The 19,366-nt window shown below is 63.4% G+C and carries 17 protein-coding genes; all 17 read right to left on the bottom strand.

The window, feature by feature from the left end:
• Positions 1-19: 19 nt before the first annotated feature.
• The gene (locus tag ACVW17_RS20985; protein WP_456753681.1) at positions 20-1,348 is read right to left on the bottom strand and encodes a hypothetical protein; all 1,329 of its coding nucleotides are present in this window, start codon (positions 1,346-1,348) and stop codon (positions 20-22) included.
• A gap of 44 nt (positions 1,349-1,392) precedes the next feature.
• A complete protein-coding gene (locus ACVW17_RS20980) occupies positions 1,393-2,814 on the bottom strand; it encodes a hypothetical protein (RefSeq protein ID WP_456753680.1) in 1,422 nt (473 codons plus the stop codon).
• Between the two features lie 37 nt (positions 2,815-2,851).
• Entirely contained in the window at positions 2,852-3,442 is a 591-nt protein-coding gene (locus ACVW17_RS20975) for an acyltransferase (RefSeq protein WP_456753679.1), read from the bottom strand.
• Entirely contained in the window at positions 3,439-4,377 is a 939-nt protein-coding gene (locus ACVW17_RS20970) for a Gfo/Idh/MocA family oxidoreductase (protein ID WP_456753678.1), read from the bottom strand. The genes ACVW17_RS20975 and ACVW17_RS20970 overlap by 4 nt, the downstream gene beginning before the upstream one ends.
• A 116-nt stretch (positions 4,378-4,493) precedes the next feature.
• Positions 4,494-5,009: a transcription termination/antitermination protein NusG gene (gene nusG / locus ACVW17_RS20965; RefSeq protein WP_456753677.1), complete on the bottom strand. Its 516-nt coding sequence runs from the start codon at positions 5,007-5,009 to the stop codon at positions 4,494-4,496.
• A complete protein-coding gene (locus ACVW17_RS20960) occupies positions 5,009-5,647 on the bottom strand; it encodes a winged helix-turn-helix transcriptional regulator (protein WP_456753676.1) in 639 nt (212 codons plus the stop codon). Before ACVW17_RS20960 ends, nusG begins: the two co-directional genes overlap by 1 nt.
• A gap of 138 nt (positions 5,648-5,785) precedes the next feature.
• Positions 5,786-7,003 carry a glycosyltransferase family 4 protein gene (locus tag ACVW17_RS20955; RefSeq protein ID WP_456753675.1) on the bottom strand — a complete coding sequence of 406 codons (1,218 nt, stop codon included), beginning with the start codon at positions 7,001-7,003 and terminating at the stop codon, positions 5,786-5,788.
• Positions 7,000-8,091, bottom strand: a complete 1,092-nt coding sequence (locus ACVW17_RS20950; RefSeq protein WP_456753674.1) for a glycosyltransferase family 4 protein — start codon at positions 8,089-8,091, stop codon at positions 7,000-7,002. Before ACVW17_RS20950 ends, ACVW17_RS20955 begins: the two co-directional genes overlap by 4 nt.
• A gap of 8 nt (positions 8,092-8,099) precedes the next feature.
• Entirely contained in the window at positions 8,100-9,914 is a 1,815-nt protein-coding gene (gene asnB, locus ACVW17_RS20945; RefSeq protein ID WP_456753673.1) for an asparagine synthase (glutamine-hydrolyzing), read from the bottom strand.
• Between the two features lie 166 nt (positions 9,915-10,080).
• Positions 10,081-11,262, bottom strand: coding sequence for a glycosyltransferase family 4 protein (locus ACVW17_RS20940; RefSeq protein WP_456797820.1), 1,182 nt, complete (start codon positions 11,260-11,262; stop codon positions 10,081-10,083).
• Positions 11,262-12,191, bottom strand: a complete 930-nt coding sequence (locus ACVW17_RS20935) for an NAD-dependent epimerase/dehydratase family protein (RefSeq protein ID WP_456753671.1) — start codon at positions 12,189-12,191, stop codon at positions 11,262-11,264. Before ACVW17_RS20935 ends, ACVW17_RS20940 begins: the two co-directional genes overlap by 1 nt.
• 3 nt (positions 12,192-12,194) lie before the next feature.
• Positions 12,195-13,046, bottom strand: a complete 852-nt coding sequence (locus ACVW17_RS20930; RefSeq protein ID WP_456753670.1) for a class I SAM-dependent methyltransferase — start codon at positions 13,044-13,046, stop codon at positions 12,195-12,197.
• Positions 13,036-13,605, bottom strand: a complete 570-nt coding sequence (locus ACVW17_RS20925) for an acyltransferase (protein ID WP_456753669.1) — start codon at positions 13,603-13,605, stop codon at positions 13,036-13,038. Before ACVW17_RS20925 ends, ACVW17_RS20930 begins: the two co-directional genes overlap by 11 nt.
• Positions 13,602-14,444, bottom strand: coding sequence for a methyltransferase domain-containing protein (locus tag ACVW17_RS20920; protein ID WP_456797819.1), 843 nt, complete (start codon positions 14,442-14,444; stop codon positions 13,602-13,604). Before ACVW17_RS20920 ends, ACVW17_RS20925 begins: the two co-directional genes overlap by 4 nt.
• Positions 14,445-14,590: 146 nt before the next feature.
• Positions 14,591-15,685 (bottom strand): glycosyltransferase family protein, encoded by a 1,095-nt coding sequence (locus tag ACVW17_RS20915; RefSeq protein WP_456753667.1) that lies wholly within the window; start codon positions 15,683-15,685, stop codon positions 14,591-14,593.
• Between the two features lie 3 nt (positions 15,686-15,688).
• Positions 15,689-17,527, bottom strand: coding sequence for an asparagine synthase (glutamine-hydrolyzing) (gene asnB, locus ACVW17_RS20910; protein ID WP_456797818.1), 1,839 nt, complete (start codon positions 17,525-17,527; stop codon positions 15,689-15,691).
• Positions 17,528-17,529: 2 nt separating this feature from the next.
• Positions 17,530-19,083: a lipopolysaccharide biosynthesis protein gene (locus ACVW17_RS20905; protein WP_456753665.1), complete on the bottom strand. Its 1,554-nt coding sequence runs from the start codon at positions 19,081-19,083 to the stop codon at positions 17,530-17,532.
• Positions 19,084-19,366 lie beyond the last annotated feature (283 nt).

The following is a 19,366-nucleotide window of genomic DNA, read 5'->3' as shown; positions in this document are numbered from 1 at the left end:
CGCTGCAAAGACACTAAAGCTATCCGCGAATTCTGCGCGCGAGTGACAGCATCTGGCGGACAAGCGTAACGACAACTGTGTGAACGAAATTGGGTAGCAACCTGATTTCCTTCACATCCTCGATGTGATGCTGATGCGCGCGAAGAACGGCGCGGGTAAACGATTCCCGCAAGGAAAGCTCGTCTGTTACCGCACCGGTTGAGGTGCCGCAATCGGGGAGTGACCGCCCCTTCCTGCCCGCAGCATCACGGACTTCCGCTAGCAGACCTGCCACGAAATTCCCATAGCGGAACTTCGGGTTCTCGACCAAAGCGCGGTAACATGCCTCGATCCGCGCCATATTGGCGTCCTGGTCCTGCATCTGCTCATAGACGTCTTCGGCATTCGAGCAATCAGGCGCGAGCGCGATGTAGTGCTCTCCCGCCTTCAGGGCACCGGCGTAATTGCCTGGCGTCAGTATCTGACAGGACCGCGCGATCGCCGCCTCGAACAGCCGCGGACCCGCCGCGGTATAGACATTCCTCATGTCCTGGCCGGGAAAGCAGGCCTGCTCAAGTTCCTCGAAGCTGGCCGCCGGATTACGCTGCAGCCGCCGCTCGACGCATTCCCTGATTTCCCCTCTGGCGTCCAGGAGCGAACTTCCGCTCTCGCAGCCCAGGGTGAACTTGCTGTTGCCCAGGAACCGGAGCCAGGCGTCGCCGACGAGCGCGTCGCGCGCCTGTGTCGAGATATCGAGCTTCAGCCGGCGATCGGTCATGCTGGAGCGGAAGCGGTCACCCAATTCGGTCTTCAGCTGGCCAATTCTTCCGAAATAGGCCGGCAGCGCCCTGGCCCGATAGCCGACGTCGATCTCCCGGTCCCCGAACGGTACCGCAAAGCGCTGCATCAGGCCGATGTCGGCGTCGTCGACGTATCCGGTAAGCGCCTCGAGCACCCGGGCATGCTTTCGCGCGCGAGGATAAAACTCCGCATGTTGATCGTAGCAGACGGAATAGATGAGATCGACTTTCCAGTCCGAGAGCCAGTTGTCGAGTATCTCGGCATGGTCGTATTCGTCCTGGGGCAGCGCCACCTTGATCGCATCCGATTTCGCGACGAAGTCGTAGGCATCGAGGATCCGGTCTAGCCACAGCGATTTCGGCCTCGCCCACCTCCAGCACAGAAAGGTGGTGTCGAGAATGATCGCGTCGAAGACCTGCTCGCGGAGGCGCGCAGTGACGGGTTGGCGTGCGCTATGCAGCGTATATTCGTGCTGAGGAGCATATTTGACGAGTGCGAACGCGTGATTGATCGACGTACGCCGCGCCGAGCCAAGATCGTCGAGTTCGTGCAGGATAAGGATGCGCACGATCGAAGATTAACCCTGCACCCGGCACCGTGGGACGGCAACTGTCACGCATCAATCCCGATCAGCCGACGAATTCTCGTGTGGCGCAACACGATCCGTTTCGCCCAACGACGGAGCGGCCCCGGCGTCAAACGCGCCACGTGGATGACGCCATTCGCTGCAACGACCTTCGCGATGACGACCAGACGGTGGCGCACCATCTGCTTCGCCTTCCGCATCACCTTCTGCACAAACTCCCGGCGTCGCGCGCGGCGCTTTTCGCGCTCGAGCAACGTGACAAGCTCCCCTTCGGCATAACACCGCTTCGTTGCCGCCATTTCGGGCTGATACCGACGGTCGATAGCGCGATCGACCTGACGGACCATTGCATCGAAGCTGTTGTCGGGATTGAGCGCAACCTCACGATAGGCCCGATCAACAATCTCCTGCGCCCGTACCGGATCGCGCAGCACCTCGATGACCTCGGCCATGTTGGAATGATCCTTTTTCAGCGGCACATAGTGTCGCCAGGGCTCAAGCCTGCCGGAATAGGTGCCCTCATACAGGATCATCAATGTCCGCAGCGCTGCCGCCTCGAAGCATCGCGGCGAGATGACGGCAAGAATGACGCGATTGTCCTCATCCTTGAAATAGAGATCGCGCAGCGTTTCAAAGCTCGCCGACGGATCGCGGGCCAGATGTTGATCCACATTGCGCTGAATCTCGCCGGTGAAGTCGCAGACGCTGGCGCCACTTTCGGTGCCGAGGACGGCCTTGCAGTTGGCAAGGAAATTGATCCAGTTCTCGCCGTAGATGCGGTCTTCCTCGCGCGTGGACATGTCGCAGGTCAGTCCGTACGGGGCGGCATCCGCCTCAAACCGACCGGCTATCAGCCATTTCTCCTGGGCGAAGCTCCCCAGCCAGTCGGGAACCTTTCGCGCACGGTAGCCGACATCGATGGAACGATCCTCGAGACGCGGCACCTTCCTGTCGAGCAATTCGCCCGGCACGTAGCCGGTGAGCACGGTTTCCCGGACGACATTCGGCAGCCGATCCTGCGGATAGTAGTCGTCCATGATCTCCTGCGGGACGACACTGAACAGGATATGGATGCCGAGCTGCCGGAATGCGGCCATCGTGTCGTTGATCCAGCGATACTCGTCCTGGATGAAGGCTGCCTTCAACCCCTTGAACCTGCAGATGGCTGCCCGCAGATTGGGACCAATATAGGTGTCCATGCAGGCGACGAGAGAATAGTGGATGATGACACCGTCAAACCGGTCGAGCTCAAGCAGGCTGGAGACGTCGCCCCGCGAGTTGAAGATCTGGATCGAGTGCCTGGAGAACTCCTTCAGGCCCATGACGTGGTCGATAATCGTGGAGGCGCTGCCCGGCATGAAATCGCAGAGCAGCAGAAAGTTGAGACGCTTGAGATTGGGCGCGTCGACCGCAGTGAGCGGAGAGACCGGATGGGTGACTGGAATCATCTGGACTAACTGAAGGTTGGTTTGAAAAAACGCTGACCTAGTGCTTCTGTTTGAGAAGGCCGTCAATTTCAACGTAAGCTTCGCCGGATCGCGGGCACTTCAGATCGTTGCCGAGCCGCTCGCCGGCCCTGCTCATCCAGCCGATCCGTCTTGCGGGATTTCCCGCCATCAATGCAAACGCAGCAACATCCTTCGTGATCACCGAACCGGCCCCGATGAAGCAGTATTCGCCGAGCGAATGCCCACAGACAATCGTCGCATTGGCGCCGATGCTGACGCCGCGCCCGATCGGCGTCTTGCGAAACTCATCCTTCCGCGACACATCGGCGCGCGGATTGTTGACGTTGGTGAAGACGCAGCTCGGGCCGCAAAATACGTCGTCCGCAAGCTCCACGCCATCATAGATCGAGACGTTGTTCTGGATCTTGCAGCCATTTCCGATCCTGACGTTCGGACCGATCATCACGTTCTGGCCGATCGAGCAATTCTCGCCAATCACCGTGCGCGACAGAATGTGACAAAAGTGCCAGACCTTGGTGCCGCGTCCGAGCACAGCGCCATCGTCGACGTAGCTCGATTGATGGATCAATACGCCCGGGAAGCGCGGATCCTCGCGCATCTCGCTCATTTGTGCATCGCCTTCTGGGCAAAGGCGTGAACGCCATTGCTCCGAACGATCGGTGCATGGCGGAACGTGGACACGATATCGATCGAGGGACGGACTTCGTCCAGCCTGAATCCGCGGCCGGCAATGATCTCCTCATAGCTTCGCGTGTGGAGATCGGTGAACCCTTCGGAGAACTCGACCTCTTCGCCATCGACGGTGATGGAGCGGAAGGTCGTCTTCTTGCCCTTTACGCTCTCCGGCAGGTCGTTGCGGTCGAGCGACAGGAACCAGCTGACGTCGGCGCGCTCGCACTCCAGCGAGCCTGCCGCCCGCTCCGCCTCGCGCAAGTGCGCCTCGTTGCGGCTGGCCGGTCCGAACACGAAGCTCAACATGTCGAAGAAGTGCACCCCGATGTTGGTCGCCACGCCACCGGACCGGTCTTCAGCGCCCTTCCAGGAGGCGTGATACCAGCGCCCGCGCGAGGTGATGTAGGTGAGCTCGACCTTGTGGCGCTTCTGCGAGTTGGCGAAGCGGTCGCGAAGCGCGATGATCGCCGGATGCAGGCGCAATTGCAGAATGGTGGAGATCCGCCGGCCGGTGTCGCGCTCGATGGCTGCCAATCCGTCGATGTCGCCGGGATTGAGCACCAGCGGCTTTTCGCAGATCGCATCGACCCCGGCGCGGAGCGCAAACCGGCAGTGCGCGTCGTGAAGGTAGTTCGGCGAGCAGATCGTCATGTAGTCGAGCTTCTTGCCGTCGCGCTGCAACGCGCCGACATGGCGATCGAACAACTCGAATTCGGTAAAGAACTCGGCGTCGGGGAAATGGCTGTCCATGATTCCGACGGAGTCGTTGGGATCGTAGGCCACCGCGAGCTTGCCGCCGGTATCGGCCATCGCCCGCATGTGCCGTGGCGCGATGTAGCCGGCTGCACCGATCAGCGCATAATTGGTCATGAAATCTCCCTCTTCGAACTCTTGGCTTGCTTCAGGCAAGCTACCGCACTCGGGGTGAATCGCGCGTCACACCCGAGCAAAAAACTCCAATACGCCCCGCAAGGCGGCAGACGCGCTCAAGCCGCGGCGATCAGATCCGCCCCGACAAGAACGCGGACCTTGCGGCCCAACAGGTTCAACAGAACGGCCACGCGATGGTGATCGCTGGCGTCCTCCACAAGCGCAAGACTGTCGACGAATGCACCCTCGACAATGCGAACCGCATCGCCAGGCGAGAACGCCGGCCTGCGCGCAAGGGCGATGAATCCGGCCTCGTCCTCGCGCGATTTCAGCGCATCGATAACGGCATTTTCAACTGCCGCGGGCCGATCGCCGACGCAGACGAGATGTGAAACGCCGAGCGTCGATTGAATGGCGCGCCAGCGCTGTGCCGCGACATCGATCGCGACAAACAGATAGCGCGGGAATAGCGGCCGGGCGACGAGCTCGATCTTCCGCGCATGACTGCGGCGCCGCTGATAACGCGGAAGGTAGGTGGAGAACCCCTGTCGCACGAGGCCGGCCGCCGCTTTTGCTTCGGCATTGACTTGTGTCTGCACGACATACCAGCGGGACCCGGGCTGCATCGCCATCACGCTCCCTGCGGCTGCTTGGGACGCAAGCCCAGTAGCTCCGGCGCGAGCACCTTGTCTGCGCCGAAATTGCCAACCGCCTGGTCGAAGACGGTTCGAGCGGCCGTCAAATGGGTCACCACCACCGCATCGAACGGCTCGTCCACCAGCGCATAGGAGGAGACCACCTTGACCCCGATGAAGCGGGTCGCTGTCGCATCGGGATCAACGATGGCAAGCACCGAAATCGGCCCATCGACCGCACACAGGATCGCGATCTCGCAGAGGTCCGATTGTCCGGCGAGCACGACCCGCCTGAAGCCACGCGCCTGCGCGCGTTCAAACAGCCGGCCGTATTCCTCCTTCGCCTTGCGGAACAGCGAAAAGGAGTCCGTGAGGAACTGGACGGTCAGTCGCGATTTCTCGGAGAAGCCCTGCGGGGTGAGATAGTAGGCATAGCGCCGCGCCGGCGCCGAGCCGACCTTGACGAAGCCCTTCTTGATCGCCCGCTTCAGGTAGGCATTGACTAGGCCGAGCGCGACGCCCAATTCGGCCGCGATGTGCCGCTGCGATTGCGCACCATCCGCCTCGAGCGAGGTGAGCAAGCCGAGCACCAGCCGGTCGCTGTCATTCTCATCCGTCGGCAGAGTGCTTGCCATCACGCCTGTCCCCACTGGAGCAGGCTGATACCGCGTTCACTCGATGAACGTCAAGCAAATTCGTTCATGCCATGAACGCTTCAACCAATTGATTACAAAGGGATTTACATCTGACACATGTGACGCGATGGTCACACTTCAGGCCTTATCGGGCAACTCGGCCAAGTATTGCGCCGCGAGCGTTGAATAGCTGTACCGCCGCGCCACGGCCACCCGATCGGCCCGCGGACGCGCCGGGTCGTCGAGGGCAGCGCGCAGGGATGCGGCAAGCGCGTCGGCATCATCAGGCGCGCATCGCGCGGTCACCAGATCCTCGAGCCCGGTCAGCGCCCGCTCCTCACAGGCAATGACACTGCGCGGTGCGAACAGGCAGTAGTCGAACAGCTTGTTCGGGCTGATGCCGTGGTGATAGAGCGCGTTGTTGTGGAAGGCGACCACCGCGCAATCGGACGCGTGCAGCATGCTGTGCACGACCGCCCGATCGACCTCATCGTGAAACTCCACATTGGCGAGCGCAGCCGCCCGCTGTTTCAGCGCCTCCTTCGAGGTGCCGGAACCGATCATCACGAAATGGATCTCGGGGTTTGATTTACCGAGGATCGAAGCGGCGTCGAGAATGGCCTCCACGGCGTTCGGCGGGCCCATGCCGCCGGCGTAAAGCACGACGCGCCTGCCCCGCTGGTGCAGCAGATTGATGCGGTCGACCAGGGGATGGCCGAGAGCCTCGATGGTCAGCGCGCTCTGAATTTCGCCGTCGGAAACTCCGTTGGGGATCCACAGGAACTTGCCCGCGGGCAAGCCACGCGCCCGCATATGAGCTTCCGCTCCGGCCAACAGGCAGATCACGCGATCCGCCGTACGATAGGCGGCGCGCTCCTTCCAGCCGAGCACCTTCATCAGCGGATGCCATGCCGGCGTCATGCCAAGCGCGACGATGCTTTCCGGCCAGAGGTCGCGGACCTCGAGCCAGAACCGCGTCCCGAATTGTCGCGCGACTTGACCGGCCGCTGAGACGAAGAACAGATGCGGGCTCGACGCAATCATCAGGTCCGGCTCGCCGAACTGCGCCGCGATTGCAGATGCCGCCGAACGGAAAGCCGGCGCAAAGCTCAGATTGTTCCGCAGCCGTCCCAGGCTGCCATGGCCATAGCGCGGCGTGTCGAGAAACCAGAAGTCGACGTCATTGATCCGCTGCGGCCCCGGAACGCGCGGCTGCCTGTGCAGGTGGTGAAAGGCGGCGCTGACGATCACCACCCGGTGCCCCATCTTGCCCCAGGCGTCTGCCAGCCAGAACGGACGATAGTGACGCCCGAGGCCAGGGCCTCCGGCAAAGGGATGCAGCAGCCAGATGTTCATGCCGCCGCCCCGAGCGAACCAAGTCGCCGGTAGAGCTCGATGAGTTCCGCCGCGTCGTGCTGCCAGTTGAAATTCCGGGTCACCGCGGCCCGTCCCGCCAGTCCCATTCCGATCGCGAGCTGCCGGTCGTCCGCGAGCCTGGACAGGCAGTCCAGCAGCGCCGCGCGATCGTCGAGCGACACGACGAATCCGCACCCGGCCGCCTCCACGATCTCCTTGGATTTCGGCAGATCACTTGAAATGACAGGTAGGCCGGCAGCCATATATTCAAACAGCTTGGTTGGAAGTGAGAGCAAATAATTCGGTTCAGGCAATAGCAGGTTGAGGCCGATGAGACTCTCGTTCAGCAGCTTCGCGATCTCACCACGTCCCAGCCTGCCCCTGTATGACACGTCGGCAGTTGATTTCTCAAGCCAGGCTTGTTCCTCGCGACCGATTGTTCCCGCCAGCACCAGCGGCAGACGCACCGCGGCACATGCTTCAACCATTTCGACCAGCCCGCGATCGAAGCTGGTGCGGCCAACGTAGACCGCCTGGCGTCGCCGTTGTGTCGTCGGCCCAGGCTCAATGAATTCGTCCAGTCGCACGGTGTTGCGCACCAGCATGACGGCAGCACCATAGCTGCGAAAGCGATCGGCAATAGCCGGCGTCGCCGCGACGATGGCGTTGAAACGGCTGGCGGCGTAGCGTTCCGCCAATTCCATTCCGCGCGAGACGAGCGGCCGCATCCAGGGCCAGATCCACCGCTTGGAATAGATGTCCGCGGGCACATCCTCGTGGACGTCGTAGACCACCTTGCAGTTTCGGCTCTTGAGCCGCAGCGCGAACGGGATCAGCTCCGGATCGTGGAATTGCACGACGTCTGCGCTGGCCGCCCGCGCGAGGGCAAAGGCCGCTCGGCCCGTGACCCACGGGCGCTTCCAGCGGGCAGCCGGCGGCATCTCGATCAATCTGAAATCGATGCGGCCCGGATCGCTCGGGCAAGGTGACCGTGCCACGACGGTCACGTCGTGGCCGGCTTCGGAGAGGCTGCGCGCTTCCTTCTCAACGATTCGAATGTCATCGGCCGCATGGACACTCGACAACATGCAAATCTTCATGGAGATCCGACCCGGAAGCGTTCACCCCAAAGCGCGACGCAATAAAGCCGCCAGCGCATTCCAAGATCGAGCCGGTGGAATTTCTTCTTCACCGCAGCCATGTCGGCGTAGCGGGCAAGCAGGGCGCTGCCGACAACCTTTTCATACATCGCCGGCGAGTGTCGGCTGAGCCAGAGCCGGTCGGGTGCTGCAAAGCCGATCTTGTCCTTGCGCCAGGAGATGCTGGCCGGAAGCGCGTCCTGCATCGCTGCACGGAGCGGCCATTTCGTCCAGCCCTTGTTCAATTTGATGCGCGTCGGCAGGCTCAACGCAAACTCGACAAAGCGGTAATCGAGGAACGGCAACCGGGTCTCGATACCAAACCGCATCGAGTTCTTGTCCTCGAAACGCAGCAGCATCGGCAGGTTGGTTTCGGTGATCTCCAGCACCTGCATTTGCTGCGCATCTCTCGTCTCTCGCGCAAAACGGCGAAGACATTCCGGCAGTTCCGGGCTCTTCAGGAAGGCGTATTGCCAGCGGTAATATGCGTTCCGCAGCGCCGCCGAGCTGGCGCCAAACAGGTACATCAGCAACCGTTGAGCCGAAACGCCGGCCTGCGTGGCCGCGCTAAAGGCGGACAAGAATCCCCCGACGCCGGAGCGAGCCAGCTGGTCGCGCAGCCAGGCCGCATAATAGCGGTGATAGCCCAGCAGCGTCTCGTCACCGCCCTGACCGTCGAGCAGCACGATGACGCCGTTGGCGCGCGCGGTCTTCATCACCTCGTATTGCATCATGATCGAGGGGCCGCCGAACGGCTCTTCCTGCACCTCGAGCAGGGCCTCCGCGGTCGACGCGAAATCCTGATAGCTCGGCTTGGTACGCAACCAGTTCAGCTCGGCCTTTGCGACGACGTCGGCCGCGTATGCCTCCTCGTTGTTCTCCGCCTGCTCGCTGACCGCCGTGATGGCAAAGAAGCGATCGTTGGAGGATGAGGCATAGCGCCGGGCCGCCAGCGTCGCGACGCTGGAACTGTCCAGTCCGCCCGACAGGCAGGTACCGACCCGAACGTCCGAGCGCAAACGCAGACGCGTCGCGTCATCGAGCAGCTCCGCCAGCGAGCTGGCGGCTTGCTGCTCGTCGGCCACGGCCGAACGCGGCGCCAGCGAATAATAGCGCTCGATCTTGATCCGGCCCGTTGCCAGATCGACGCGCATCTTGTGTCCAGGGGCCAGCTTCTCGATACCCTTGAAGAAGGTCCGATCGGTATGGTCGCTGAGGCCGCAGACGAGAAAGTCCCTGACAAGTTCGTCGTCGGCGACGGCGCGCCCGATCAACGGCAGCAACTGGCGAATCTCCGAACCGAAGGCGAACTGGTTTGCCGTGTCGACAAAGTAGAAGGGCTTCACACCGAAGCGATCACGCGCGCAGAACAGCGTATTGTCACGCTCGTCATGAATCGCAAACGACCACATGCCGTTGAAATGCTCGAGGCAGCTTTCGCCCCAATGGACATAGGCCGTGAGCAAGACCTCGGTGTCCGACGCCGTGTGGAAGACGTGGCCGAGCGCTTCAAGCTCTGCGCGCAGTTCGAGATAATTGTAGATCTCGCCATTGTAGGTGATCCAGATCGGCAGCAGCCTGTCGCGCATCGGCTGCGCGCCGTCGTCGGTCAAATCGATGATGGCCAGTCGCCGGTGCCCCAGCCCGACCTTGCCATTGACCCTGACCCCGCGCCCGTCCGGCCCGCGGTGAGCGACCAGATCGGTCAGTCGATCGACTTGGTCAGCATCAACGAGCCCGTTCTTGGCGACTAGGCCGAATATGCCGCACACGTGGGACTAACCTGCATGGTCTGGGTTTCGTGGACAATTCGACAGGACGCGCATTCCGGCCGCTGCGGCACGACATCCGCCCAGCGCCTGCGCTCTCCTCTACCCTGTTCACGCGATGAACGTCAACCTCAGGGGTCAGCGCGCGCCCGCGCGATCCGCTGCTCGACTATCTTTCGATCGGCGCATCGACATCCTGACCGGCAGCCTCTCGCATGGTGGCGGCAAAACTGGCCGCGAATGCGCGGACGCGCTCGTCCTGATGCGGAACGACGTTCCGAATGACGAGCCCGCGCGCTTGCTGCGAAGCCTCCGCAAGGTGGTCGGCCAGCGCATTCGGATCATCGACGCCGAAATAGCGGGCGGCGCCTGAGGTTTGCTCGCGGTGTACGTCGATGTCGGACAGGATCATCTGAACGCCGAATGACTTCGCCTCCTCCACCGTCGTGCTCCAACCCTCGAAGCGCGACGGGTTGAGCAGCGCGGTTGAGGCTCGCAGCAGGGCGTAGACATGGGGCAACGGGATCACGCCGAGGTGCCGGAAATGCGCCTCGAGGCCGCGGCGTTTGATCTCGGAATTGACCAGATCGTAATAACCGGGCTCGCGCCGATCCTCCGTGCTGCCCGATGCGCAGACCACGACATCGACCCCACGACGTTTCAGGATCGTCAACGCGTCGACGACGAGCTGATGGTTCTTGTGGCGGTAGAACTGATTGGGCAGATAGAAATAGTTCTGCGGCAGGCTATAGGTCGCGATCACGTCCGACGGGTCCGTATTCAGGAACGCAGCCGGCGGCTGGGTCGCGAAGCGTACGACGCTGACGCGGCTCTTGGCGTGCGGGTAGTAGGCCCTGAAATCGCGCAAGGCGCTCTCGCTGCTCAGCATGATGGTTCGCCCGGACGCCATCTGAACGCGAAAGCCGATCTCGCGGCGCCAGCGCGCCGTCGTCGGAAACAGCTGAGGCAGCGAACGGTGTTGCAGATCCGGGATCCAGGCCACCGTTGGGATCGCCAACCGCCAGCCGAAGAAGCGCGCGGCTTCAACGACGACATCGATGCGTGCGGAGCGAAACGCCGCCGCGGCTCCCCGGTCCAGACCAAGCGCGAGCGCTGAAGCCAGACCCGGCTGTCCGTCGAATGCCTCGGACCTGACGACCTCGACGCCGGGTATCGCGGCAAACTCTGCGAGTTCGTTCGCATCGGCCCCGGTCCCCGCAAACACGACCGGAGTGAACTCGCCGGGCAGAAACCGGTCGAGCGCCGCGAACAGGTTGCGTTGATAATTAAACCCGCCGGCCCAAAGCCGTCGCGAAATGTGACCAAACGCGAACCGCAATGGGCGCGGCATCACGAAGCATGTCCCTTGAACCAAGCCACATAGTCGGCGATACCCTGGTCGAGCGGAATGCGCCAATCGAATCCGATTTCGCGGAGCATTGTATCGTCGGCCAGCAGGCTGACGGGATCGCCGGGCCGGCTGATGCCGGAGTGCCGTACAACCGTATTGCCGCCCCACTGCTTGATCAGGAGCGCGGCGATATCGGCAACGCTCGTGCCGCGGCCCGAACCGCCATTGATGACGCGGAAATTCTGCTGCGACGACGCTTCCGCGACTTTGGCAAGCAGCCTTGCGACATCGCGAGCGTCGGTCCAGTCGCGGATTTCCTGGCCGCTCCCGCCAAGCGTCAGCACGGGTTGCTGGGCCTCCAGCCGCGAGCAGATGTCCCACAGCAACTGCTTGCGCAGATTGGGGCCATAGACCGAGAACAGCCGCACGATCGTGCAATGCATGCCAAACGACTGCGCGTAGCTCCGGCACAGCTGCTCCATCATGAATTTGTGCTGCCCATAGGGGGACATCGGAGTCGGGACAGCACTTTCAGCGATCGGCCCGGCATGGTCGGCGCCGTACACGGCCGCGCTCGACGCCGCGATCAGCGCGCAGTCAGGCGCGGATCCGCGCAGCCATTCGAGCAGCCGCGCCGTGCTCGCGACCGTCCGCGAAAAATCCTCGAACGGCCGCTCGATCGAGATGCCGACGGAGGAGCCGCCGGCCAGATGAAAGACATGCGTCGGCAGCCCGTGCGCTGCCGCAAGGGCGTTGAGATTGGCCGCGTCGATCTCGCCGTTGATCCAGCTCTGCAAGCCGAGCCGGCGGGCTTCCGTCGCGTCGAGCGCGCCGTGCCCGACGCCGTGCACCGCATGGCCGGCGCCTGACAACTCATGCACGAGATGGCGGCCGATGAACCCGTTCGCGCCGGTGACCCAGACGATCATCGCTCAAGCCTTGTGACAGACAAAGGAGTACAGCCGGCCCGGCCGATTGTCGAAGCGCTCGGCCATCGACAGCAGCGAGCCGAACACAAGGCGTGACGCAAATGCGGTCCGCCACAACGGCGCTGCCGGAATCCTTTGCGACAACTTGGTCACGATCGCAGCCTTCAGCGTCTCGAGCGTGTAGGGAAACAGGTTGATCGGACTTTGCAGCGGCGCCAGCGTGTCGATCTTCGAAAATCCGGCGGTGGCCAGCGCGCCGGTATAGCGATCGAGCAGGAAGGCATGTTCGCCGCCGTAGAGGTGATGCAGCGGATGCTGCGCAAGGAACTGGGGAAGATCCGCCTCCTTGCTGATGACGTGCTCGCGCGCCGCGATCAGCATGCCGCCGGGCCGCAACACGCGAAACATCTCCCGACAGGCACCTTCGAGATCGCGCGTGTGATGCAGCACGGCCCGGGCAAAAACCACATCGAACGTCGCATCGGCGAACGGCAGCCGCTCGGAAAACTCCTCGACCACCTCGATCGGCAGTTGCGCCTGCTGCGCCAGGCTGCGGATCGCCGCCCCTCCCACGATCGCGCTGGGATCCGGCTCGAGCGCGGTCACCGCAAAGCCGCTGCGGGCGAGCGCGTAGCTTGCAATGCCGCGGCCGGCGCCGACGTCGAGCGCGGCACCAGACCGGCCGGCCAGCAGCGCTGAGACCGCCCGCCACTCGGAGCTCTGGAAATAGCGTTCAGCGGCTTCGGCCAGCGGATCGTCGTAGAATGCGTCGAGCACGAGCTGGCGCTGGTCGGGCTGATTGCGCAGCCAGACCACCGCTTCCTCCCAGGTGGTAAACTTGCGCTCACCGTTCATCGGCGCCAAGCTCCCTCACCAGCACGGCCGGATTGCCGGCCACGATCGTAAACGGCGCGACATCCCTTGTGACGACCGCGCCGGCCGCGACGATGGCGCCCTGCCCGACCGTCACCCCGCGCAACACCATCGCAGCCGCGCCGATCCAGGCATCATCGCAAATCCTCACCGGGCTTTCGTCGAGCGAGATGTCGCTCGGATGGCCGCGCGTGAAAATCTGCTGCACCTGCCGGTGCCGCTCCGCCGTCCGCAGCGGATGGGTGAGATTGTCGAACACATTCGCCGAATGCGAGATCAGGACGCGGTTGCCGATCTCGATCAAGGCCGCCGACCAGATCCGGGTGCCTTCGCCGACGTAGCACCACTCGCCGATCCGGATCTCCCCGCCATGCGCGAAGGTCAGGAGCTCCCCGAGGATGCGGCTGTTGCGGCCGACGACGATCTTGTCGGCATCGCCGCGGATGTTCCTGATCCTGGCGGAGCGGCCGAGCGCCGCGTCGGCTTGCAGACGGCACGTCGCGCGACCGATCAGACGTTGGATCAGGTAATCGATATTCATGCGGTCAACTGCAGGCAGGCGACCGCGCGCGACGACGCCGCAAGGTCGTCGCCCTGCCCCTTGCCGGTATGGATGTCGAAAACGGTGGCGTCGGCGAGCGCCTCGGCACTCTGGCGCGACCAGCCTTGTCGCGAATAGCCGAAATAGTCGACATGGTGCGATGTCGCGCCGAATGCCTCGATAATCCGCTCGATCATGGCAAGATCGAACACCTGATACCAACCGAGATTGTCGCGCTTGCCGAACGGCACGGAGATCAGGCACGTCCCGCCGGGCTTGAGAATGCGCTTGAACTCCTTCACCGCCGGGACGAAACCATCCCGATCGGTCTCGGCATCGCGCGGATCGCCCGTGTACAGCATCTGATTGTCGAGCCCGATGTGCTCGATCGTCGAAATGCTGGCGACCGTGTCGAAGACATGATCGCCGAACATCGTCTTGCGGAGATCGCCGAACACATAGGAATAACCATCATGCCAGTAGCAACGCCGCTCCGGCGCCAGCGTCATGATGGTGAGATCCGCGCCGCGCAGCGGCGGACGCCGCAGCAGGAAGTCATGGTTGAAGGTCGATCCCGCATCCAGCATCTTGCCGACATCTTTCAATCGGCCGTAGACCCAGGGATATTCCACCACGCGCTCATCCATCGCGATGCCGTAGCCGGGCGGAAGCTCCTTTCCCGCCTGAAGCAGGCCGCCGTCGATCGCCGCGGTGATGGTGTCGCGTTTGACCGTCTGATAGCCCGGGCCGAACGGCCGCGGCCGCATCCTGAACAACGGCACGGCCAGTCCGTCCGCCATCCATTTCAATTGATAGATCAAGTCACTTGCAGACATCATTCCGGCCCGATCGCCCGCCCGCTGGCCGGCTCTGTGCCCCCGTGTAGAGCCTTTTCCGGTCCGATGGAATCGGAACGGGCTCTAGAATCTCGCTTTTGCGCGTTTTCTTCACGCCAACCGCCACCCACTTCGCTCGAAACGCTCTGTTACGGCTCAATCCGCGCGACGAGATCGATAAACTGTGCCCATTGCGAGGCCTTGCTGTAAGTCTCCTGCACGCGGCTCCGGCCGGACGCGGCGATCCCGACCCATTGCGGCCAATCCCGCAGGCTGCTTGAAATCGCCTCGACGGCCCTTTCGGGCGCGTCATAGGTGCGCATGGTGACACCATCCTGCATCGCCTCCGGATAGTTGCCGGCATCGGACACCAGCAGCGAGCCGCAGCCCATCGCCTCGAAGCAGCGCATGTTGCCGCGATCGTTGCCGGCCATGTCGATGGCGCCGTTGAGCACGATCTTCGCCGACCCGAACAGCTCGTAGAGGTCCCGGCCGAACAGCGGCGTCCTTGCGATGCGCGCGATGACGTCGGGGCGGCGGTGCTTCCCCAGCGGCAGCAATCGCCCGACCGCGCTTTCGGCAAGCCGCGTCAGCCGCGAGGCATCGAGGCAGAATACGATGTTGCGGTCAGCCGCCAGCGCCGCGACCTGTTCGAGCGTCCGGCCGCGCGCACTATGGTGCCGCGAATATCCGCCGACAAACGCCACGTCGATCGGCCGTTCGCCGTTGCCATACTGCGCCATGACAGGATCGATCGCGGGGAAGAACAGCTCCGCCCGGCAGCCCTTGCCGCGCCAGGCTTCGAGGATCGAGGGGAAGTTTCCAAGCACCGCGCCATAGGCGCTCAGGTCGGCGTTTCCCGAGGGCGCCGCGCGCCAGCACAGCGTCTTCTTCACACAGCCGGGAAGCTTGGCGACGAATGCACTGGGATAACGCACCGGATCGAGATTGTAGAACACCTCGGTCCTGTGATGCTCGATCTGCGCGAGCAGAATCGCCTCCAACGTCGGCGTCCCCTGCATGCCCTGCTCACGGGCCCATTGGCGCTGCAGCACGTCGTCGTCTGCATTGGTGAAAAAAGCTTCCGGCGCACCGTCGAGCACCGGCTTGAGGAAATGCGCCGCGCCAAAGCGGTCATGCAGGAAAACGTCGCGGCGCGCGGCGAAGGTCGATGCCTTTGCCGCGAGCTGATTCAGCCGCGGCAGATAGGACGGATAGAGACCGCTATTCTGGAACAGGCGCATCGGTTACGCGGTCCTCGCCAACATCCATTTCATGTTCAGATACGGCCAGATCCGGCCGACCGATTCCCAATCCCAGCCTTGCGACGCCGTCAAGCGACCGACCACTTTCCGCAGCGGCGTCTCGTCGACGAACTCGGCGAATGCCGGAACCTTCCGATCGAGCAATTCCGTGGTCCAGCCCGCCAACGGACCGTTCAGCCATTCCGGCATCGGTGAATTGAAGCCGACCTTGCGGCGCGCGGTGCGGATGCTTTCGGGCATCAAATTCGCCATCGCCTGCCGCGCCACCACCTTGGTCATGCCATCGGCCGATTTGCTGGTTTCCGGCAGCGCCATCGTATAGGTCACCAGCCGCCAGTCCATGAACGGCATACGGACCTCGATCCCGTGCGCCATCGAAAGCCGATCGAAATTGCGCAGGATGGTGGGCAGGGTGGTCGAGTGGAACATGCGGTAGAGCCGCCGGTTCAGCGCACCCCATGTATCAGGCAACTCATCACCCTCGGCAACCAGCGGCAGCGGCGCCGGCATCGCCGTCAGCCCTCCGCGCAGGAAATAGTGCCCCTGGCGCCTGATCATCTGCGCGCGCAGGAAGTCGTGGCCGCGCTGTGCGAGTTGCGATCGGGACGTGAGCGCGGCCGCCGCGTTGCGGATCTTGAATGCGGCCGACTGCCCTTCCTGCAAATAAGCGCCCATCAATTCATCCGCGCCGTGGCCATCAAGCGACACGGTGACGTTCTGGCGGCGCAGCTCGCGATAGATCAGCCAGGGCGCGCTCGGCAGCCCGATATAGACGTCGTCATTGTCGTCGAGGATGCGGTCGAGGTCGGTGAGCGCGTCGGAGCGCCCGATTTCGAGAAAGCTCGGCGCCACATCGGCCCACGCGGCCGCTTCCTCCGCCATCGGCCGCTCGTCATTGCTGGCGCCGGGAAAGGTCGCGACAAAGGCGTGCCGCCAGGCTGTCGAGTCGCGCGGTCCCATGCCGGCCTTCTCATGGCTCGCCATCGCGCAGATCACCGCGGACGAATCGAAGCCGCCGGACAGGCAGGTCCCGATCGGAACGTCGCTGCGCATGCGGAGCGCAACGGACTCGTGAAACAGCTCGCGAAAGCGCCCGACGCGGTCGGCCTCGCTGTTCGGGATCACAGGCAGGTGATCCACGGTCCGCCACCAGCGGCGCACCTGCGCCCGCCCCTGGCGCAGCCACATGCAGTGACCGCCCTGCAGGCGACGGAGTTGCGAGAACAGCGTCCGCTCGCTGCCTTCGATCCCGAACGGGTCAAGCAACAATCGCCGCGCCACGTCGATATCGAGCGACGTCTCGACCAGCCCGCTCCGCGCCAGCGCCCGCTGCTCGGATGCGAACACGAAGCGCTCGGACGTTAACGCGTACAGCATCGGCTTGATGCCGAAGCGGTCCCGCGCAAGGAACAGATCATCCGTGACGGTGTCGTAGATCGCCAGCGCCCACATGCCGTTGAAGCGCAGCAGCATGTCTTCGCCCCAGGCCTGCCAGGCAGCGAGGATCACTTCGGTGTCGGACTGGCTGCGGAACACCGCGCCCTTCGCCTCAAGCTCGCGGCGCAGCTCGAGGAAGTTGTAGATCTCGCCATTGTAGACGATCACATGGCGGCCATCGCCCGATGCCATCGGCTGATAGCCGCCCTCGCCGGGATCGATGATGGCGAGCCGGCGATGGCCGAAGGCGACGTTTCGCTTGGCGTTGAACCAGGTGCCCTCGCCGAACGGCCCGCGATGCGCGATCAGGCTGGTCAGCCGCGAGATCTCGGCCGGCTCGACGGGATTGCCCCGAAGATTGACGATGCCTGCGATACCACACATGTCTAGGCGGCCTTGAAGGGCAAGAAGCGAGTGATGACGATGCGGAGATCGCGCCAGCAGACGGCGCGATAGGGACCCAGCTGAGACACGGCGACAGCGGCGACAAAGATCACCGCCGCCGACACGCCGTAGAGCGAGACCACATACCACCATGACGGCGCGTGGTCGAATGACATATGGCCGAGCTGCGAGCGCAGCGCCAACGCTATGGCGACACCGGTGCCGAGCGGGATCAGGACGAAGTGCAGCATCCGTGACCACATCCCCGAAAGCCTGAAGGTTCGCCGCAGCAGCAGCACCGTGATCACCATCTGCGCGACCATGCCGACACAGGAGCTCCAACCGGCGGCCTGCCAGCCGAAATACGGCAATGCGATGGCGCTGGTCGCCAGCGTGAAGGTGCCCGTGACGAGCGAGATCAGCGCGTTGAAACTGGAACGTCCCTGCGACAGCAGATAGAACGCAAACACATTGGCGCTCGAGCCCAATATCCCGCTGATCGCAAGCACCACCAGCACCAGCTGCGCCTCGGCGGCGACCTCGGCACCGGTCCATCGATAAAGCAGCGCGCCCGCGACCGGGATCAGGCCGCCCAGCGCGCTCGCGGCGAGCACGTTGAGAATCCAGGACGAGCGAAGCAGCAAATCGACCTTGCGATCATCGTCTTCCTTTTGCAGCGTGCTGAAGAACGGGAACAGGATCTCGCCGATCTTCAAGACGCCGATATAGACCGCCTCCTCCAGCCGCTGCGCGACGCTGTAGAAGCCGACGAATTGCGGTTGCAGCAGCGCGCCGAGCAAATAGCGGTCCGCCTGGCCTGCGAACAGCGCTCCGCTTTGTGCCGCGACCTGCCAGCCACCAAGCTTGACCAGCGCACGCAGCGCGCCGCGGTCGAGCGTCGGCGGCGCGAGCCAGTCGCTGATCGCATGTCGCGACCAGGCGAAGGCCATCAGCAGATTCGTTGCGAAGCCCAGCGCCTGGCAGCCGAGGAAGGTCGAGGCGCGCGGCGCGTATGGGATGAACAGCAGCATCGACATCGTCGTCACCACCGTGCCCGTGATGCTGATCGCGGCGATCCGCCGATAGTCCTGGCGCGCCGTGAACAGCGAGAGAAACACCGCGAACAGGCACTGGCACAGCCAGCCGGCACCGGCCAGGGTGAAGGCAAGCCCGAGATCGTCGCCGGCCGGGCCGCCGAGGTGAAATCCCAGTCGCGCCAGCGGCGCACCGGCGAGGATCAGCAAGGCCGCGATCAGGCCGCCTCCGGCGATGGCGAGCGCCAGGGCGGTGGCGAAGAAGCGCCGTGCGTCGTCGCGATCGGACAGTTGCAGCCGTTGCGCAAGCTCGCGCGCCGTCGAAAGACCCAGCGCATTGCTGAACATCAGCGCCGGCGCGACACAGGCGGTTACCAGCCCCGCAACACCGAATGCGGCGAGGCCGAGCCGGAAAATCACGAATGGGAGAATCGCCAGATTGAGCAGCACCGCGACCGCAAAAGCGGTCGCGTTCCACGCCGAATTGCCGAGCAGATGGGACGGACCTCTCTTCACTGCCATGCCCGCTTTCGGTCCATCACGTCGAAACGCCTCAAGTCCCTCTTCCATAAGGGCAAAACCCATTCGGTCGGGCGACGGGCTAGCAGCCAGAAGCGTGATTGTCGAGAGTTGGCGGACGACGGACGGATGCTCAGGTGTGGGCAGGCGCGAATCGCACCTTATGCAGAGCGGTCCGCACGGAACCGTGACTGTTCGTTTCCGGCACTTTGTTATCCGGGTAACAGTTGGAAAGACCTGCCAAATTGTCTATGGCAGATGAGCAATAGCCCCCACAGCGGCCCGC

The organism is Bradyrhizobium sp. USDA 4473 (genome assembly GCF_054063335.1).
The sequence above is the reverse complement of the archived record's forward strand: the minus strand, read 5'-3'. Positions and strand labels throughout refer to the sequence as shown.